Raw genomic sequence first — 14,961 nt, 5'->3', positions numbered from 1 at the left:
GAGGCGCTCCTCGTGCCCGCATGGGTCACGCGGCGGGCTTGCGGCGCACCGCGCCGGGCGCGACGGCAGACCCCTCCTGATCCAGCGTGGCGTCGCCGGAATCCGCGGCGTTGTCGTCGGCATCGGCCACTGCCGCCCATTGAGGCCAGGGCGACAGCAACGCGGTGGCGCCCTCCAGCAGCGCCGTCGCCGCTGCCGCGGTCAGCCCGCGGATCACCGCGACGACGAAGCCGCCCTGCGCGTCCTTCGGGATGGCCGGGGGCAGATCGAAGTCGGGCGCCTGGCAGTTGATGCACTCGTAGCGACCGGTCGAGGGGTCGAACAGGATCTCGACCACGCGCCGGGACGTGGCGACCCGGGCGTGCACCAGCGGGGCGCGTCGGCCCGGAGTGCACACCCGGATCCCGTGGTCGTCGGGCCAGCCGCCCAGCCCCATCAACAGGCGGACGAGCGACGGCAAGGCGGCCGGCAGGGGGCCGCCGCCGGAGTCTGCCGCGCTCGATGGCATCGGGAAGGTCGAGGTGCCGGGCTTCATCCGCAGTCTCCGTCCGGCGGCGGCCCGCCGCGGCATGCGGCGGGTCCATCCCGGAGTGAACGGGCGAAGTGCCAGGCCTTGCCGGGCGGGTTCACGCCCGCCCGGGGTCAGGCTGACCGTCAGACCGGCAGATCGAACACCAGCACCTCGGCGTCCTGACCGGCCTCGACCGTCACGCCGGGCTCCTTGGCGAGCTGGAGCGCGTCGCCGGCGCCCAGCGCTTCGCCGTTCACCGTCGCCTGGCCGCGCACGACGTGCACGTAGGCGATGCGGCCCGCGGCCAGCGGCAGCTCGGCGCGTTCATCGCCGTTGAACAGTCCGGCGTACAGCCGCGCATCCTGGTGGATGGACACGGAGTCCTGGGCGCCGTCCGGCGAGGCCACCAGCCGCAGCTTGCCGCGCTTGTCCGCCTCGGCGAAATGCTTCTGCTCGTAGCCCGGTTCCACGCCCTGGCGGTCCGGCATGATCCAGATCTGCAGGAAGTGGGTCTGGCCGTCCTTCGAGTGGTTGAACTCGCTGTGACGGACCCCCGTGCCGGCGCTCATGCGCTGCACGTCGCCCGGACGGATCACGCCCGCGTTGGCGCCGCCCGGCGTGCCGTTGCCCATGCTGTCCTGGTGCGCCAGCTCGCCGCTGAGCACGTAGCTGATGATCTCCATGTCGCGGTGGCCGTGCGCGCCGAAACCGGTGCCGCCGGCGATCCGGTCCTCGTTGATCACGCGCAGCGGGCCGAAGCCCATCCGGCGCGGGTTGTGATAGTCCGCGAACGAGAAGCTGTGGAAGCTCTTCAGCCAGCCGTGGTCGGCGTAGCCGCGATCCGAGGACTTGATGACTTCACGCATGTCGATGCTCCTTGTGTGGTCCCCCGGTGTGGTGGAGGGGCCTGCTTGTTGGCGATGGAGTCACTGTAGGGACGCAGGCCTCTCCCGAGGGGGAGGGGGCTTGAAGCCAGCGTTCAAATAAGATGAAGGAATGGCTCAACAAGACAAACGGCGGGTGCTGACGCCGGAAGCGCTGGCGATGATGGACAGCATCGCGCGCAGTGGCAGCTTCGCCGCGGCGGCCCGGGAGATGGGGAAGGTGCCGTCGGCGCTGACCTACTCGGTGAGGCAGCTCGAGGACGCGCTGGACGTGCTGCTGTTCGACCGCAGTTCGCGCCAGGCGGTGCTGACGGCGGCGGGGCACGAACTGCTGACCGAGGGGCGTCGGCTGCTGCAGGAGATGGACGCGGTGGCGAACCGCGTCAAGCGGGTCGCCACGGGATGGGAGAGCGAACTCACCATCGCGTTCGACGACGCGATCGCGCGGCGGGCGATCTTCGACCTGATGGAGGCCTTCTACCTGCAGGCCGAGGACGGCAAGCCGCCGCCGACGCGGCTGAAGCTCCGCACCGAGGTGCTCGCCGGCACCTGGGAGGCGCTGATCTCGGGCCAGGCTGACCTGGCGATCGGCGTCAGCGCGCAGCCGCCCGGGAGCTCGGTCGTCTGCGAGGTCCTGGGGCCCATGGAGATGGTGTTCTGCGTCGCGCCGCATCACCCGCTGGCGGGATTCGAGGGGGTGCTGACCTCCGCCGACATCGCGCGGCATCGCATAGTCGCGGTGGCGGACACGGCGCGCAGCCTCGCGCCGATGACCGTCGGCGTGGTGCCGGGGCAGGAGGTGCTGACGGTGCCGTCGATGGCGATCAAGCTCGAGGCGATGCTGCGCGGCCTCGGCGTGGGCTCGCTGCCGACGCCGATGGTGCGGCGGCATGTGGACGCGGGGCGGCTCGTCCTGAAGGAGACCTTCCAGGGCAAGCGGATCTCGCCGATGCACTACGCGTGGCGCAACACCGGGCATCGCCCGGCCAAGGCGCTGGCGTGGTGGCTGGACCGGCTCAAGAGCGAGACGACGCGGCGCTCGCTGATCGAGCAGCACGAGGGCCTGCTGCTGTGACTCCAGCTGTGACTGCGGCGGATCGAGGCTACGTCGGCCGGTTCGCGCCGTCGCCGACCGGGCCGCTGCATGAAGGGTCGCTGGTCGCGGCCTTGGCGAGTTGGCTCGATGCGCGGGCGCATGGCGGGCGCTGGTTGATCCGCATCGAGGATGTCGACCGGCCGCGCTGTCCGGCGGGCGCCGACGCGACGGTGCTGTCGCAGCTCGCCCAGGTGCGGCTGCTGCCGGACGAGCCGCCGGTCTGGCAATCGAAGCGCGGGGCGGCCTACCAGGCCGCCTTGGATCGATTGAGAGCGTCGGGGTGGGCCTACCCCTGCGGGTGCTCGCGCAAGGACATCGCCGAGGCGATCGCGGCCCAGGGCGGTCAGCGCGAGCGGCATGGGGAACTGGTCTATCCGGGCACCTGCCGGCACGGGCTTCACGGCAAGCCGGCGCGCGCGTGGCGGCTCCGGAGCACGTCCACCGTCGATGGCGACGCGCCGCTGCGCATCGACTGGCAGGATCGCCGGCTCGGCGCGCAGTCCCAGGACCTGACGGACGAGGTCGGCGACTTCGTCCTCCTGCGCGCGGACGGGCTCTGGGCCTATCAACTGGCCGTCGTCGTCGACGACGGCTGGCAAGGCATCACCGACGTCGTCCGCGGCGAGGACCTCGCCGACAACACGCCCCGGCAGATCCGTCTGCAGGAATTGCTCGGCCTGCCGCGACCGCGGTATCTCCACACGCCGCTGGTGCTCGGCGAGAACGGCGAGAAGCTCTCCAAACAGAACGGCGCCCAGGCCCTGGACCTGGGCGACCCGCTTGCCGCATTGCAGCGCGCCGGCACCCGCCTCGGGCTGCCGGCGCTGGAGGCGCGGACGATCCCGGAGTGGCTCGCCAGCGCCGCGGCGGCGTGGCCTGTACGCCAGCGCGAGGTGTAAGGACCCTCGGCCGCTGGCATGATCACGCTTTTGCTTTTGCTTTCCGGGACGCGAACCAGCATCCCCCTTTCAAGGAACCATCGATGAAGACGACCGACAGCGGCCTGCAATACGACGACACCACCGCCGGTACCGGCGCGACCGCCCGCGCCGGCCAGGACGTGAAAGTGCACTACACCGGCTGGCTGTTCAAGGATGGCGAGAAGGGCACGAAGTTCGACTCCAGCAAGGACCGCGGTGAACCGTTCGAGTTCGAACTCGACGGCGGCATGGTCATCAAGGGCTGGGATGAAGGCGTCCAGGGCATGCAGGTCGGCGGCACGCGCGTGCTCGTCATTCCGCCGCAGCTCGGCTACGGGGCACGGGGCGCGGGCGGCGTCATTCCGCCCAATGCGACGCTCATCTTCGAAGTGGAACTGCTGGGCTTGTCCGGCGGCGCCGAATCCATCGAGCTGAACAAGCTGGCCACTACCGCCAGCGGCCTCCAGTTCGAAGACGTCAAGGAAGGCGAGGGCGCCGTCGCCGAAGCCGGCAAGCGCGTCACCGTCCACTACACCGGCTGGCTCTACAAGGACGGCCAGCGCGGCCGCAAGTTCGACTCGTCCAAGGACCGCCGCGATCCGTTCCGCTTCCACCTCGGCGCAGGCGAAGTCATCAAGGGCTGGGATGAAGGCGTCCAAGGGATGAAGGTCGGCGGCACCCGCTTCCTCGTCATCCCGTCGGAACTGGGCTACGGCGCCTACGGCGCCGGCGGCGTCATTCCGCCTCACGCGACGCTGCTGTTCGAAGTGGAACTGCTGGCCGTTTGAGCAGCCGATCTGCAGAGGGTTCAACCCTCTGCACCCCGCCGGGTCTCGGCCCGGCACCCGAGTCCCTTTGTCAGCCGACAAAGGAACCAAAACGGCTCTGACGACGCTCATATGCGCTCGCTGCCCCGCATTCGTCGCTCGTCACTCCGCTCCGAGACTCCTCGGACGATGCCCTCAAACGGCCACCACCGGAGTCCTCGCACCGCCTCTCTCTACAGGCTTGCTCGCTTCGCTCGTCGCGCCAGCAGCTCAATGAGCGCTTCCGCGGCCTTGCGCGCTCGCCCCTACCGGGGTCTCGCAGCGTGAAAGCTTCGTTGCCATCGCCATCGGTGTTGTCGATGTGATCAATGGCATCTGCCATCGACAGTGCGAGACTGCTTCCGGGCGTCGCGACGGCGTCAGCAGGGAGGCCTCATGAAGCAGCGGATCATGTACATCGAGTCGAAGAGCGGTGGGCTCACAGGGCCCGCCCGCATCGGTCTCGTCACGTTCTCGAAGACGGGCGCGACGCTGTACTACGACGGGAGATCCTTTCAAAGCCAGAAGGGTCGGGGCTTCAAGTCGAACTACTTCGACGTGGAGACCGGAGACATCTACTGGATCTCGGGTCCTCGCAAGGATGGACAGGACAGTCTCTATGCAACCCATCAAAGACCGGCGGTCGATGAGGATGTCTGGGACGAGTACTGGACGACGATACGCGGATGTGAGCAGCCGCCGAAACGTCGAAACCTGAACGACGCCTGATTGCGAGACCCCGGTAGGGGCGAGCGTGCAAGGCGGTCGCATGCCGCGTTGAGTGGCTGGCGCGACGAGCGAAGCGAGCAAGCCTGTAGAGAGAGGCGGTGCGAGGACTCCGGTGGTGGTCGTTTGAGGGCATCGTTGGAGGAGTCTCGGAGCGGAGTGACGAGCGACGAATGCGGGGCAGCGAGCGCATATGAGCGTCGTCAGAGCCGTTTTGGTTCCTTTGTCGGCTGACAAAGGGACTCGGGTGCCGGGCCGAGACCCGGCGGGCTCTCACGCGGTGGGAAAACCTGTCTTCGGCGGCGCCGCCAGCGCGATGAGTTCCTGGGCGGCCCTGCTGGTTTCCCCCGCGCTGCCGTCGCGCAGCGTTATCCGAGGCGCGTTGACCAACCGCGGGAAGTGGTTGGTGAGCGAGCGTTCATACCCGGGGTCGTAGTGATCCCGCATGAGTTCCCCGAAGACTTCCGCCCACTGCCCGCCGAGGGCCAGGGCTTGCCAGCGTCCCACGCGTTCGCGGCCGCGCAGTGCGACCAATCCGCCGATGAGCGAATTGAATGTCTGCGGATGCGCCTTGAAGTGGGCGTAGTCCTCGAGCAGGAGCTCAACGCGCCCGGCATCGGCCATGTCGATCCACACGCATCGCCCGTGCTGCCGCAATCGCAGGTGAAGGGGCTCGGGCAACTGCACGCCGCCGATCTTGCGGCTTTCGCTTTCGACGAACACGGGCCTGGACGGGTCGAGCTTGACGAGCGCCTGCCACAGCGCCGTGTCGAAGGCTTTCTGGCTGGGCTGCGGCTGATCGGGCAGGGCGCCGAGCACGGAGCCTCGATGGCGTGCCAGCGCCTCGAGGTCCAGCACCTGCGCGCCGGCAGTGGCGAGCGCCTGCAGCAGCCGCGTCTTGCCCGAGCCCGTGCGCCCGCACAGCACGACGAAATCGAAGCGTGACGGCTGCTCCGCCAAGGTCTTGATCACCTCGCCGCGAAAGGCCTTGTAGCCGCCCACCAGCTGCAGCGACTTGAACCCGATCTGGTTGAGGAACCAGTTCATCGCCCCGGACCGCTGGCCGCCGCGCCAGCAGTAGACCAGCGGCCGCCAGTGCTTCTGCATCAGCGGCCGGTTGGCATCGAGGTGGTTGGCGATGTTGCGCGCGACGATCGCCGCGCCCAGCTTGCGCGCCTCCAGCGGATCCTGCCGGTAGAGGGTACCGACGATGCGCCGCTCGTCGTTGTCGAGCACGGGCCAGTTCAGCGCGCCGGGCAGGTGGTCTTCCTCGAACTCCCCGGGCGAACGCACGTCGATCACGGTGCTGAACCCCTCGAGCCGGGCGAAGGCCTCGGCCGACGGGATCACGTGGTACTGGCTCATCGCGTCACTGCACCGCGAGCGCGTCCAGCAGTTCCGTTTCGATCTGCAACTGCGTCCGGTTCTGCTGCAGCGCCGCGCCGTCGAGCAGGAACGTGTCTTCCACGCGCTCGCCCAGCGTCGAGACCTTGGCGAGCTGCAGGTTGATCCCATGCCGCGCCAGCACGCGGGCGATCGCGTACAGCAGCCCCGCGCGGTCGGTGGCGCTGACGGACAGCAGCCAGCGTTGCGCGCGTTCATCGGGCCGCAGCGCGATGCGCGGGGTGAAGGGGAAGCTCTTCACGCGCCGCGAGAGCCGGCCCTTGCGAGGCTCGGGCAGCGGCCCCTGCGCGACCAGCGCCTGGCCGAGCTTGGACTCGACCAGCGCGGTCAGGTCGCGATGGTGCAGGTCGAGCTCCGGCGCGATGACCTGGAAGGTGTCCAGCGCATACCCGCTGCGCGTCGTGTGGACCTTGGCGTCCAGGATGTTGAAGCCCGCGCCGTCGAAGTAGCCGCAGATCCGCGCGAACAGGTCCTGCAGGTCCTTCGCATACACCAGCACCTGCAGGCCTTCGCCGACCGGCGACGGCCGCGCGTGCACCACGGGCACGGCGCTTTCGACGTGCCGCCACAGCGCCCGCGCATGCCAGGCGAGGTCGGGCGCGTCATGGCGCGCGAAGTAGCTGAGGTCCAGCGTCTTCCACAGCGCGTCCTCGGTGCCCGGCAACTGCGCCTTCAGCGCCAGCTCCTGCCGCGCTTCCTGCTTGCGCGCCTCGATCTCCGCGGCCATGTTCAGCTTTGCGCCGCCGAGCGCGCGCAGCGTCAGCCGGTACAGGTCCTCCAGCAGCTTGCCCTTCCACGCATTCCAGACCTTGGGCCCGGTCCCGCGGATGTCGGCCACCGTCAGCAGATAGAGCGCCGTCAGCGTGCGCTCGTCCTTGACGAGCTGGGCGAAGTGCTGGATGACCTCGGGATCCGACAGGTCCTCCTTCTGCGCGACACGCGACATGGTCAGGTGGTGCTCGACGAGGAACACGACCAGCGCCGCGTCCGCCTTCGGCAGCCCGTGCGCGCGGCAGAAGCGTTTGGCCTCGGCCGCGCCGAGGTCGGAATGGTCCCCGCCGCGTCCCTTGGCGATGTCGTGGAACAGCGCCGCGACGTACAGCGCCGACGGCCGGTCGAACTGCGCCGCCAGCTGCGAGCAGAACGGGTATTCGTGCGTGTGCTCCGGGATGAAGAAGCGCCGGATGTTGCGCAGCACCATCAGGATGTGCTGGTCCACCGTGTAGACGTGGAACAGGTCGTGCTGCATCTGCCCGACGATGCGCCGGAACACCCACAGGTAACGGCCCAGCACCGAGGTCTGGTTCATCAACCGGAACGCGTGCGTCTGGCCCTGCGGCTCCTCCAGGATGCGCATGAACATCGCGCGGTTGGCCGGATCGCGCCGGAACGCGCTGTTCATCAGCCCGCGCGCGTTGTAGAGCGCGCGCAGCGTCTTCGCCGACAGGCCCTTGATGCCGGGCGTCTGCTGGTAGATGAGGAAGGTCTCGAGGATCGCGTGCGGCTCGCGTTCATAGAGGTCGTCGCTCGCGATCTCCAGCATGCCGCTGCGCTCGAGGAAGCGCTCGTCCACCGGCCGCAACTCGTTGCCGAGGGTGCCGTTGATCTGCTCTTCCAGGTTCAGCAGCGTGATCTGGTTCAGCTGGGTCACCGCCTTGGCCGCCCAGTAGTAGCGGCGCATCAGCTTCTCGGACGCCCGCAGCGAGCGCGTCGACTCGTAGCCGAAACGTTCCGCCACCGAGGTCTGCAGGTCGAAGACCAGCCGGTCCTCGCGCCGCCGCGCCGCCAGGTGCAACTGGCAGCGGATGCTCTTGAGGACGCCTTCGTTGCGCTGGAGCTGGCGCGCCTCGAAGGGCGTGATCAGTCCCTTCGCGGCCAGCTGGGGCCAGGTCTTGCCCAGGCCGGCGCCGCGCGCGATCCAGATCAGCACCTGCAGGTCGCGCAGGCCGCCGGGGCTTTCCTTGATGTTGGGCTCGAGCGCGTAGGGCGTCTCTTCGTACTTCGTGTGGCGCTGGCGCATCTCCAGCGTCTTGGCGCGCATGAACGCGCGCGCATCGACGGCCGCGCAGAAGGCCTTGTCGAAGCGCTTCACCAGCGGCTTGGCGCCCGCCAGCCAGCGCGATTCCAGCAGCGCGGTCTGGATGGTGACGTCGCCGGCGGCCTCGTCCAGGCACTCCTTGACCGAGCGCACAGAGGAGCCGATCTCCAGCCCGATGTCCCAGCAGGCGGTGATGAAGGCCTCGATCACGTGCTTGAGCGGGCCGGGCTGATCGGGCGTGACACCGTCCGGCAGGGCGTCGGGCAGCAGCAGCAGGACGTCGACGTCGGAATGCGGGAACAGCTCGCCGCGCCCGTAACCGCCGACCGCGACGAGGGCGGCCTCGGGCGCCGCCGCGGCGATGCCCGACTGCGTCCACAGGGCCTGCAGGGTGCCGTCGACGTGTTTCGCCAGCAGCCGCATCAGGCGCGCCGCGGCGGACACGCTGGCCTTGGCGGCGGCGAAGTCGTCCAGCAGCGCCTGCTTGCCGGCCTTGAAGTGCTGGCGCAGGTCGGCGACTGTCGGCGCCGCCGGCGGAACGCTCGACGCGCCCTTGGAGGACCCGTCGGACGAACCATCAGGCGGACCATCAGGCGGACCATCAGGCGAAACGCCGGCCTCGCCGGGCGTCCTGGCGTTCATGGGCGGCCCGCGCGGATCAGGCCGAAACGGCCTGGGGCAGCACGAAGGCCGGCGGCGGCGGCGTGCCGGCCGACTGCGTCAGGATCTCGTAGCCGGTCTCGGTGACCAGCACGGTGTGCTCCCACTGCGCCGACAGCGAGCGGTCCTTGGTCACGATGGTCCAGCCGTCGCTCATCTCCTTGATCTCGCGGCGGCCGGCGTTGATCATGGGCTCGATCGTGAAGATCATGCCCGGCACCAGTTCCTCGAGCGTGCCCGGGCGGCCGTAGTGGACGACCTGCGGGGCCTCGTGGAAGACCTGTCCGATGCCGTGGCCGCAGTACTCGCGCACGACGCTGAAGCCCTCGTTCTCGGCGAAGGTCTGGATGGCATGGCCGATGTCGCCCAGGCGCGCGCCCGGCTTGACCTTCTGGATGCCTTTCCACATCGCGTCGTAGGTGAACGAGCACAGCCGCTTCGCCGCGATCGAGCCCTCGCCGACGATGAACATCCGGCTCGTGTCGCCGTGCCAGCCGTCCTTGATGACGGTGACGTCGATGTTGACGATGTCGCCGTTCTTCAGCGGGCGGTCGTTGGGGATGCCGTGGCAGACCTGGTGGTTGATCGAGGTGCAGATCGACTTGGGGTAGGGCGTGTAGCCCGGCGGCTGGTAGTTCAGCGGCGCGGGGATGCCCTGCTGCACGTTCACGATGTAGTCGTGGGCCAGCTTGTCGAGGTGCTCGGTCGTGACGCCCGGCTTGACGTGCGGGGTCAGCATGTCCAGCACCTCGGACGCCAGGCGGCCGGCGATGCGCATGGCGTCGATGTCGGCGCCGGTCTTGATCGTGATGGTCATATGCCCCCCATTTTAGGCGCTTGGCCATCCCCGCGCAGGGGGATGACCGCCATCATCACTCCGCCCAGACGATGACGCCTGTATACGCGGTGATCAGCACGACGATACCGAAGGCGATCCGGTACCAGGCGAAAGGCACGAAGCTGTGGCTGGCGATGTACTTCAGCAGCCAGCGGACGCAGATCCAGGCGCTGACGAAGGAGAAGAACAGCCCGACCGCGAACAGCGGGATGTCGCCCGTCGACAGCACCGAGCGCTCCTTGTACAGGCTGTACAGGCCGGCGCCGATCAGCGTCGGGATCGCCAGGAAGAAGCTGAAGTCGGTCGCCGCCTTGCGCGACAGGCCCAGCAGCATGCCGCCGATGATGGTCGCGCCGGACCGGCTGGTGCCCGGCACCATCGCCAGGCACTGCACGAAACCGACCTTCAGCGCGTCCATCGGCGACATCTGGTCGACGTCCTGGATGCGCACGGCGGTCTGCTGGCGGCGTTCCGCCCACAGGATGATGAAGCCCCCGATGATGAAGGTGCTCGCCACCACGATGGGGGTGAACAGGTGTTCCTTGATCACCTTGCCGAACAGCAGGCCCAGGACGACCGCCGGCAGGAAGCCGATCGCCACGTTCAGCACGAAGCGCCGGGCGCGCGCGTCGCTGCCCAGGCCGGCCGCGGTCTCGCGCAGGCGCTGCCAGTACACGATGATCACCGCCAGGATCGCCCCGGTCTGGATCGCGATGTCGAACACCTTGCCCCGGGCGTCCTCGAAGCCGCCCAGCAGCGAGCCCGCCAGGATCAGGTGACCGGTCGACGAGATCGGCAGGAATTCGGTCAGGCCCTCGACGATCCCCATGATCGCGGCCTTGATCAGCAGCACAGTGTCCAAACTACGACTCCAGAATGCCGCCTCGCTCGGGGTGGAGGCGGGTCGGCGGGGATCATAGCCGTGGCCCGGACCGCGTTTGCGGCGGTGCAGCACCCGGATGGGCGGTGCCGGCGTGAGGAGGGCGTGAAGCCCTTCAGTCCCTCTTAAAGGGCGCTGTGCGAGGGGAGCGGCGCTTGACCGGCTCGAAAGCCCGCCGCTACATTACTGACCGGTTAGTCAGTTAGTTTTCCATCGTCCACCATGCCTCGCGCTTCCGCCAAGACCGCCGCCCCGGCGCCGTCGTCCCCTCGACAGCGGCGGAAAGAGGCGCGGCCGCAGGAACTGCTCGAGGCCGCGCTGTCGCTGTTCGTCGAGAAGGGCTTCGCCGCCACCCGTTCGGAGGAGGTCGCCGCCAAGGCGGGGGTGTCCAAGGGAACGCTCTACCTGTACTACCCCTCGAAGGAGGACCTCTTCAAGGCGGTGGTGCGCGAGGCGATCGGCACCAAGATCGCCGAAGGCGTCTCGGAGCTGGGCAAGCACCAGGGCTCGATGGCGGAGCTGCTGACCTGGATGCTGTGGAGCTGGTGGGAACGCATGGGGCTGACGCCCGCCGGCGGGATCCACAAGATCATGATGAGCGAAGCCGGCAACTTCCCCCAGCTGGCCGCGTTCTACAACGACGAGGTCATCGAACCCAGTTGCGCGCTGCTGGCCGAGGTCGTGCGCCGGGGCATCGCCTCGGGCGAGTTCCGCGACGTGGATCCCGATGCCTGCGTGATGGTCCTGATCGGCCCGGTGCTGCATCTGGTGCTGCATCAGCACTCGATCGGCAAGGCGGGCGCGGTGCACGACCACAAGCCGGAACCCGAGGTGGTGCTGAAGCTGCAGCTCGAACTGATGTTCGAGGGGCTCCTCAACCGCCCGCGCCACCCGTCCGGTCCGGCCATGCCTCAACCGGACGCCTAGAATACCGCCCGCATTGACGACCGCATTTCTGACCGCATCGGCCCGCCGTGCGGCGCCTGAGGACTGAACATGAATTTCGAACAAGCCCGCTTCAACATGATCGAACAGCAGATCCGCCCCTGGGATGTGCTGGACACCTCGGTGCTGGCCCTGCTGGCGGTGGTCAAGCGCGAGGACTTCGTGCCGGCCGCCTACCGCAACGTGGCCTTCACCGATGTCGAATTGCCGCTGGCCCACGGCCGCAAGATGCTGCCGCCGCGGGTCGAGGCCCGCTGGATGCAGGAACTGCAGATCGAGCGCCACGAGAAGGTGCTGGAGATCGGCACCGGCGCCGGCTACATGGCCGCGCTGCTGGGCCACAAGGCACAACAGGTCTTCAGCATCGAGCAGGACGCGGAACTGGTGGTCGGCGCCCGCGACGCGCTGCGCCGCAACGGCGTGCTGAACGTGACCGTGGTCCAGGGCGACGGCGCCAAGGGCCTGGCCGGCGAGGCGCCCTTCGACGTGATCCTGCTGTCGGGCTCGGTGGCGCAGGTGCCGCAGGCGCTGCTGGACCAGCTCAAGGTCGGCGGTCGCATGGGCGTGATCGTCGGCGAGGAACCCGCGATGACCGCGCGCATCATCACCCGCACCGGCGAGCGCGAGTTCGCCACGAAAAACCTGTTCGAGACGGTCGTGCAACGGCTGGACGGTTTCGACACCGGTTCGCACTTCACGTTCTGAGGACGTTGCAGCCGGGCATTGCAGCCCGTCGCGCGTAATTGCCGTCAGGGGGTGCGAAGACTGCAAGTCGTCGCATTTCTTTCGAGACAAGTGGGGGAGGTGATCTATAACCTCGCCCGCGGCACCGGGGTCGGATCGGAGGCGATCGATCCGGCGGTGCCGAGGTACTGAATCCCGGTCGCGGACTGTCCGCGACCGGTCCGCAGTTGGATCGATCCGAAGAACATCACATCGACACGAGGATGCCTCATGGCCGCTGAACGCCGTCCGTCTCCCATCTCCCGCCTGCCGCGGGTCACGCTCCTGGCCGCGGCGCTCGCCTTCGCGGCGGGCGCGGCCCAGGCGCAGAGCCTGCAAGAGCTGTACGACGCGGCCCGTGCCTACGACGCGACCTTCCTCGCCGCGCGCGCGGTGGCGGATTCGGCGCAGTACCGCTACGGCCAGGCGCAGGCGCTGGCGCGCCCGAGCGTGGGCCTGGGCGTCGGCGCGACGCGCAACGAGGTGGACCTGCCGGCGGTCCCCAACGGCCAGGGCGGCTCGGTGAATACCGGCTGGCAGGGCAGCACGGTCAGCAATGCCGGCCTGAGCGCGAAGTACGCGGTCTTCAACCGTCCGAACGCCGGCAGCATCGAGCAGGCCCGCCTGGGCGTCGACGTCGCCCAGTCCGACCTGGAAACGGCGGAGCAGGACCTGATCGTCCGCGTGGCGCAGGCCTACTTCGACGTGCTGGCCGCCAAGGACACGCTGTCGACGTCCAGCGCCAACAAGGCCGCGATCGCGGAGCAGCTGGCCTCGGCCAAGCGCAACTTCGAGGTCGGCACCGCCACCATCACCGACACGCGCGAAGCGCAGGCCCGTTATGACCTGGCGACCGCTCAGGAGTTGGCCGCCGACAACGACCTGCGCGTCAAGCGCGTGACCCTCGACCAACTGGTGGGGCGTGTCGGCGTCGAGCCGCGTCCGCTGGCCGTGCCGGTGGCGCTGCCGCCGGTGGCGCCGTCGACCGTGGAGCCCTGGGTCACCCAGGCCGAGGACGGCCACCCCGCCATCCGCAAGGCCCAGCTGGGCCTGGACATCGCCAAGATCGAGATCGAGCGCGCCCAGGGCGCCCGCTGGCCGACCGTCGACCTGAGCGCCTCGCTGGGCGTGCAGCGCCAGACCGGCGAAGGCGTGAGCTACACCGGCAACGCCAAGCAGGGCTCGCTGGGCGTGTCGGTGAACCTGCCGGTCTACACCGGCGGCCAGATCACCAACCGCATCAAGGAAACGATGTCGCTGGAGGAGAAGTCCCGCAACGACCTCAACTTCGCCCGCCGCAGCGTCGAGGAAGGCACCAAGCGCGCGTTCTTCGGCGTGCAGTCGCTGCAGGCGCAGGTGAAGGCGTACGAGGCGGCGGAATCCTCCACCAAGCTGGCGCTGGAAGCGACGCAGCTGGGCTACAAGGTCGGCGTGCGCGTCAACCTGGACGTGCTCAATGCGCAGACGCAGCTGTACACGACGCAGCGCGACCTGGCGAAGGCCCGCTACGACGTGCTGGTGAACAGCCTCAAGCTGCGTCAGGCCGCCGGGCAGCTCCGCCCCGAGGACGTGACGGCGATCAACACGCTGCTCGCGAAGTAAGTTTCGCGGTCCCCGAACGAAAGCCGCCTCCGGGCGGCTTTCGTCCACCCGGAGCGCTGGTGACAGGTCTTGCGCGTGGGACGCGCGACAATCCGTCCCATGCTTTTCGTGATCTCCCCCGCGAAGTCCCTGGACTACGACACACCCACCCCGGATGCCGTCGCCGCATTGGCCAGCCGTCCCCAGTTCGTGCCGCAGTCGGCCGAATTGATCGAGATCCTGAAGACCCGGTCCCCGTCGGACATCGGCGGACTGATGGACATCTCCGAGGCGCTGGCGACCCTGAACGTCACCCGCTATCACGCGTGGTCCACGCGTTTCACCGACAAGAACAGCAAGCCCGCCGTGCTCGCCTTCAACGGCGATGTCTACGACGGCCTGCAGGCCTCGACGCTGTCGCTGGAGGACCTCCAGTGGGCGCAGCGCCATCTGGCGATCCTGTCCGGGCTCTATGGCGTGCTGCGGCCGCTGGACCGGCTTCAGCCCTACCGCCTGGAAATGGGGACGGCGCTGAAGAACGACCGGGGCGGCAACCTCTACGCCTATTGGGGCGACACGATCGCCGAACACCTGAACACCCAGAGCGCGCAACTCCCGTCGCCGGTGATCGTGAACCTGGCGTCGCAGGAGTACTTCAAGGCCGCCGCGCGCAAGGTGCTGAAGCCGCGCGTCGTCGAATGCCAGTTCGAGGACTGGAAGAATGGCCGCTACAAGGTCATCAGCTTCTTCGCCAAGCGGGCGCGCGGCCTGATGGCGCGGTATGCGATCCAGCATCGCATCGGCACGCCGGCGGGCTTGCAGGACTTCGCCGTCGACGGCTACGCCTATGCGCCCGAGGCGAGCGCGGCGGACCGGCTGGTCTTCCGCCGTCGGCTCGTCGAGTGATCGCCGGCGAATGAGCAGCCAGGCGTAAGCGGCGCCCGCTTTC

The 14,961-nt window shown here is 68.7% G+C and carries 14 protein-coding genes and 1 pseudogene; 9 read left to right on the top strand and 6 right to left on the bottom strand.

What is annotated here, in order from left to right; genetic code table 11:
* Positions 1–25: 25 nt before the first annotated feature.
* Positions 26–535, bottom strand: coding sequence for a hypothetical protein (locus AC07OZ_RS06355; RefSeq protein ID WP_495466304.1), 510 nt, complete (start codon positions 533–535; stop codon positions 26–28).
* Positions 536–654: 119 nt separating this feature from the next.
* Positions 655–1,377 (bottom strand): pirin family protein, encoded by a 723-nt coding sequence (locus AC07OZ_RS06350; protein ID WP_495466303.1) that lies wholly within the window; start codon positions 1,375–1,377, stop codon positions 655–657.
* A gap of 130 nt (positions 1,378–1,507) precedes the next feature.
* Between AC07OZ_RS06350 and AC07OZ_RS06345 the strand changes: the two genes are divergently transcribed.
* The 5 genes and pseudogenes from AC07OZ_RS06345 to AC07OZ_RS06325 all read left to right on the top strand — a co-directional run bounded on the left by AC07OZ_RS06345 (position 1,508) and on the right by AC07OZ_RS06325 (position 4,946).
* A complete protein-coding gene (locus AC07OZ_RS06345; RefSeq protein WP_495466302.1) occupies positions 1,508–2,470 on the top strand; it encodes a LysR family transcriptional regulator in 963 nt (320 codons plus the stop codon).
* Positions 2,467–3,390: a tRNA glutamyl-Q(34) synthetase GluQRS gene (gluQRS, locus tag AC07OZ_RS06340; RefSeq protein WP_495466301.1), complete on the top strand. Its 924-nt coding sequence runs from the start codon at positions 2,467–2,469 to the stop codon at positions 3,388–3,390. The genes AC07OZ_RS06345 and gluQRS overlap by 4 nt, the downstream gene beginning before the upstream one ends.
* Positions 3,391–3,473: 83 nt before the next feature.
* Positions 3,474–3,818: pseudogene (locus AC07OZ_RS06335) on the top strand (FKBP-type peptidyl-prolyl cis-trans isomerase); the annotation flags it as partial.
* A gap of 33 nt (positions 3,819–3,851) precedes the next feature.
* Positions 3,852–4,199, top strand: coding sequence for an FKBP-type peptidyl-prolyl cis-trans isomerase (locus tag AC07OZ_RS06330; RefSeq protein ID WP_231993353.1), 348 nt, complete (start codon positions 3,852–3,854; stop codon positions 4,197–4,199).
* Between the two features lie 414 nt (positions 4,200–4,613).
* The gene (locus AC07OZ_RS06325; protein WP_495466300.1) at positions 4,614–4,946 is read left to right on the top strand and encodes a 1-deoxy-D-xylulose-5-phosphate synthase; all 333 of its coding nucleotides are present in this window, start codon (positions 4,614–4,616) and stop codon (positions 4,944–4,946) included.
* A gap of 270 nt (positions 4,947–5,216) precedes the next feature.
* Here the strand turns inward: AC07OZ_RS06325 and mnmH are convergent, their stop codons facing one another.
* The 4 genes from mnmH to AC07OZ_RS06305 are packed head-to-tail and all read right to left on the bottom strand — an operon-like array spanning position 5,217 to position 10,745.
* Complete coding sequence (gene mnmH / locus AC07OZ_RS06320; RefSeq protein ID WP_495466299.1) at positions 5,217–6,308, bottom strand: tRNA 2-selenouridine(34) synthase MnmH; 1,092 nt, start codon at positions 6,306–6,308, stop codon at positions 5,217–5,219.
* A gap of 4 nt (positions 6,309–6,312) precedes the next feature.
* The gene (locus AC07OZ_RS06315; RefSeq protein WP_495466298.1) at positions 6,313–9,027 is read right to left on the bottom strand and encodes a [protein-PII] uridylyltransferase; all 2,715 of its coding nucleotides are present in this window, start codon (positions 9,025–9,027) and stop codon (positions 6,313–6,315) included.
* Between the two features lie 16 nt (positions 9,028–9,043).
* The gene (gene map / locus AC07OZ_RS06310; RefSeq protein ID WP_495466297.1) at positions 9,044–9,862 is read right to left on the bottom strand and encodes a type I methionyl aminopeptidase; all 819 of its coding nucleotides are present in this window, start codon (positions 9,860–9,862) and stop codon (positions 9,044–9,046) included.
* Between the two features lie 55 nt (positions 9,863–9,917).
* Positions 9,918–10,745 carry an undecaprenyl-diphosphate phosphatase gene (locus AC07OZ_RS06305; RefSeq protein ID WP_495466296.1) on the bottom strand — a complete coding sequence of 276 codons (828 nt, stop codon included), beginning with the start codon at positions 10,743–10,745 and terminating at the stop codon, positions 9,918–9,920.
* Positions 10,746–10,985: 240 nt separating this feature from the next.
* Here AC07OZ_RS06305 and AC07OZ_RS06300 point away from each other — a divergent pair, with 240 nt between their 5' ends.
* From AC07OZ_RS06300 to yaaA, 4 genes are all read left to right on the top strand, one after another.
* Positions 10,986–11,690, top strand: a complete 705-nt coding sequence (locus AC07OZ_RS06300) for a TetR/AcrR family transcriptional regulator (protein ID WP_495466295.1) — start codon at positions 10,986–10,988, stop codon at positions 11,688–11,690.
* A gap of 69 nt (positions 11,691–11,759) precedes the next feature.
* Complete coding sequence (locus tag AC07OZ_RS06295; RefSeq protein WP_495466294.1) at positions 11,760–12,413, top strand: protein-L-isoaspartate O-methyltransferase family protein; 654 nt, start codon at positions 11,760–11,762, stop codon at positions 12,411–12,413.
* A gap of 249 nt (positions 12,414–12,662) precedes the next feature.
* Complete coding sequence (locus tag AC07OZ_RS06290; protein ID WP_495466293.1) at positions 12,663–14,033, top strand: TolC family outer membrane protein; 1,371 nt, start codon at positions 12,663–12,665, stop codon at positions 14,031–14,033.
* 99 nt (positions 14,034–14,132) lie between these two features.
* Entirely contained in the window at positions 14,133–14,918 is a 786-nt protein-coding gene (gene yaaA / locus AC07OZ_RS06285; protein WP_495466292.1) for a peroxide stress protein YaaA, read from the top strand.
* The last annotated feature ends 43 nt before the right edge of the window (positions 14,919–14,961 follow it).

This window comes from Roseateles sp. GW821-FHT09G03 (assembly GCF_059416045.1).
This window is presented reverse-complemented; position numbering and strand designations above follow the sequence as displayed.

What these genes read in the sequence shown, in the direction of transcription:
- AC07OZ_RS06355 (WP_495466304.1), bottom strand. Translation starts at nt 535, where the DNA reads ATGAAGCCCGGCACCTCGACCTTCCCGATGCCATCGAGCGCGGCAGAC.
- AC07OZ_RS06325 (WP_495466300.1), top strand. Translation starts at nt 4,614, where the DNA reads ATGAAGCAGCGGATCATGTACATCGAGTCGAAGAGCGGTGGGCTCACA.
- AC07OZ_RS06345 (WP_495466302.1), top strand. Translation starts at nt 1,508, where the DNA reads ATGGCTCAACAAGACAAACGGCGGGTGCTGACGCCGGAAGCGCTGGCG.
- AC07OZ_RS06350 (WP_495466303.1), bottom strand. Translation starts at nt 1,377, where the DNA reads ATGCGTGAAGTCATCAAGTCCTCGGATCGCGGCTACGCCGACCACGGC.
- mnmH (WP_495466299.1), bottom strand. Translation starts at nt 6,308, where the DNA reads ATGAGCCAGTACCACGTGATCCCGTCGGCCGAGGCCTTCGCCCGGCTC.
- yaaA (WP_495466292.1), top strand. Translation starts at nt 14,133, where the DNA reads ATGCTTTTCGTGATCTCCCCCGCGAAGTCCCTGGACTACGACACACCC.
- AC07OZ_RS06290 (WP_495466293.1), top strand. Translation starts at nt 12,663, where the DNA reads ATGGCCGCTGAACGCCGTCCGTCTCCCATCTCCCGCCTGCCGCGGGTC.
- map (WP_495466297.1), bottom strand. Translation starts at nt 9,862, where the DNA reads ATGACCATCACGATCAAGACCGGCGCCGACATCGACGCCATGCGCATC.
- AC07OZ_RS06315 (WP_495466298.1), bottom strand. Translation starts at nt 9,027, where the DNA reads ATGAACGCCAGGACGCCCGGCGAGGCCGGCGTTTCGCCTGATGGTCCG.
- AC07OZ_RS06295 (WP_495466294.1), top strand. Translation starts at nt 11,760, where the DNA reads ATGAATTTCGAACAAGCCCGCTTCAACATGATCGAACAGCAGATCCGC.
- AC07OZ_RS06300 (WP_495466295.1), top strand. Translation starts at nt 10,986, where the DNA reads ATGCCTCGCGCTTCCGCCAAGACCGCCGCCCCGGCGCCGTCGTCCCCT.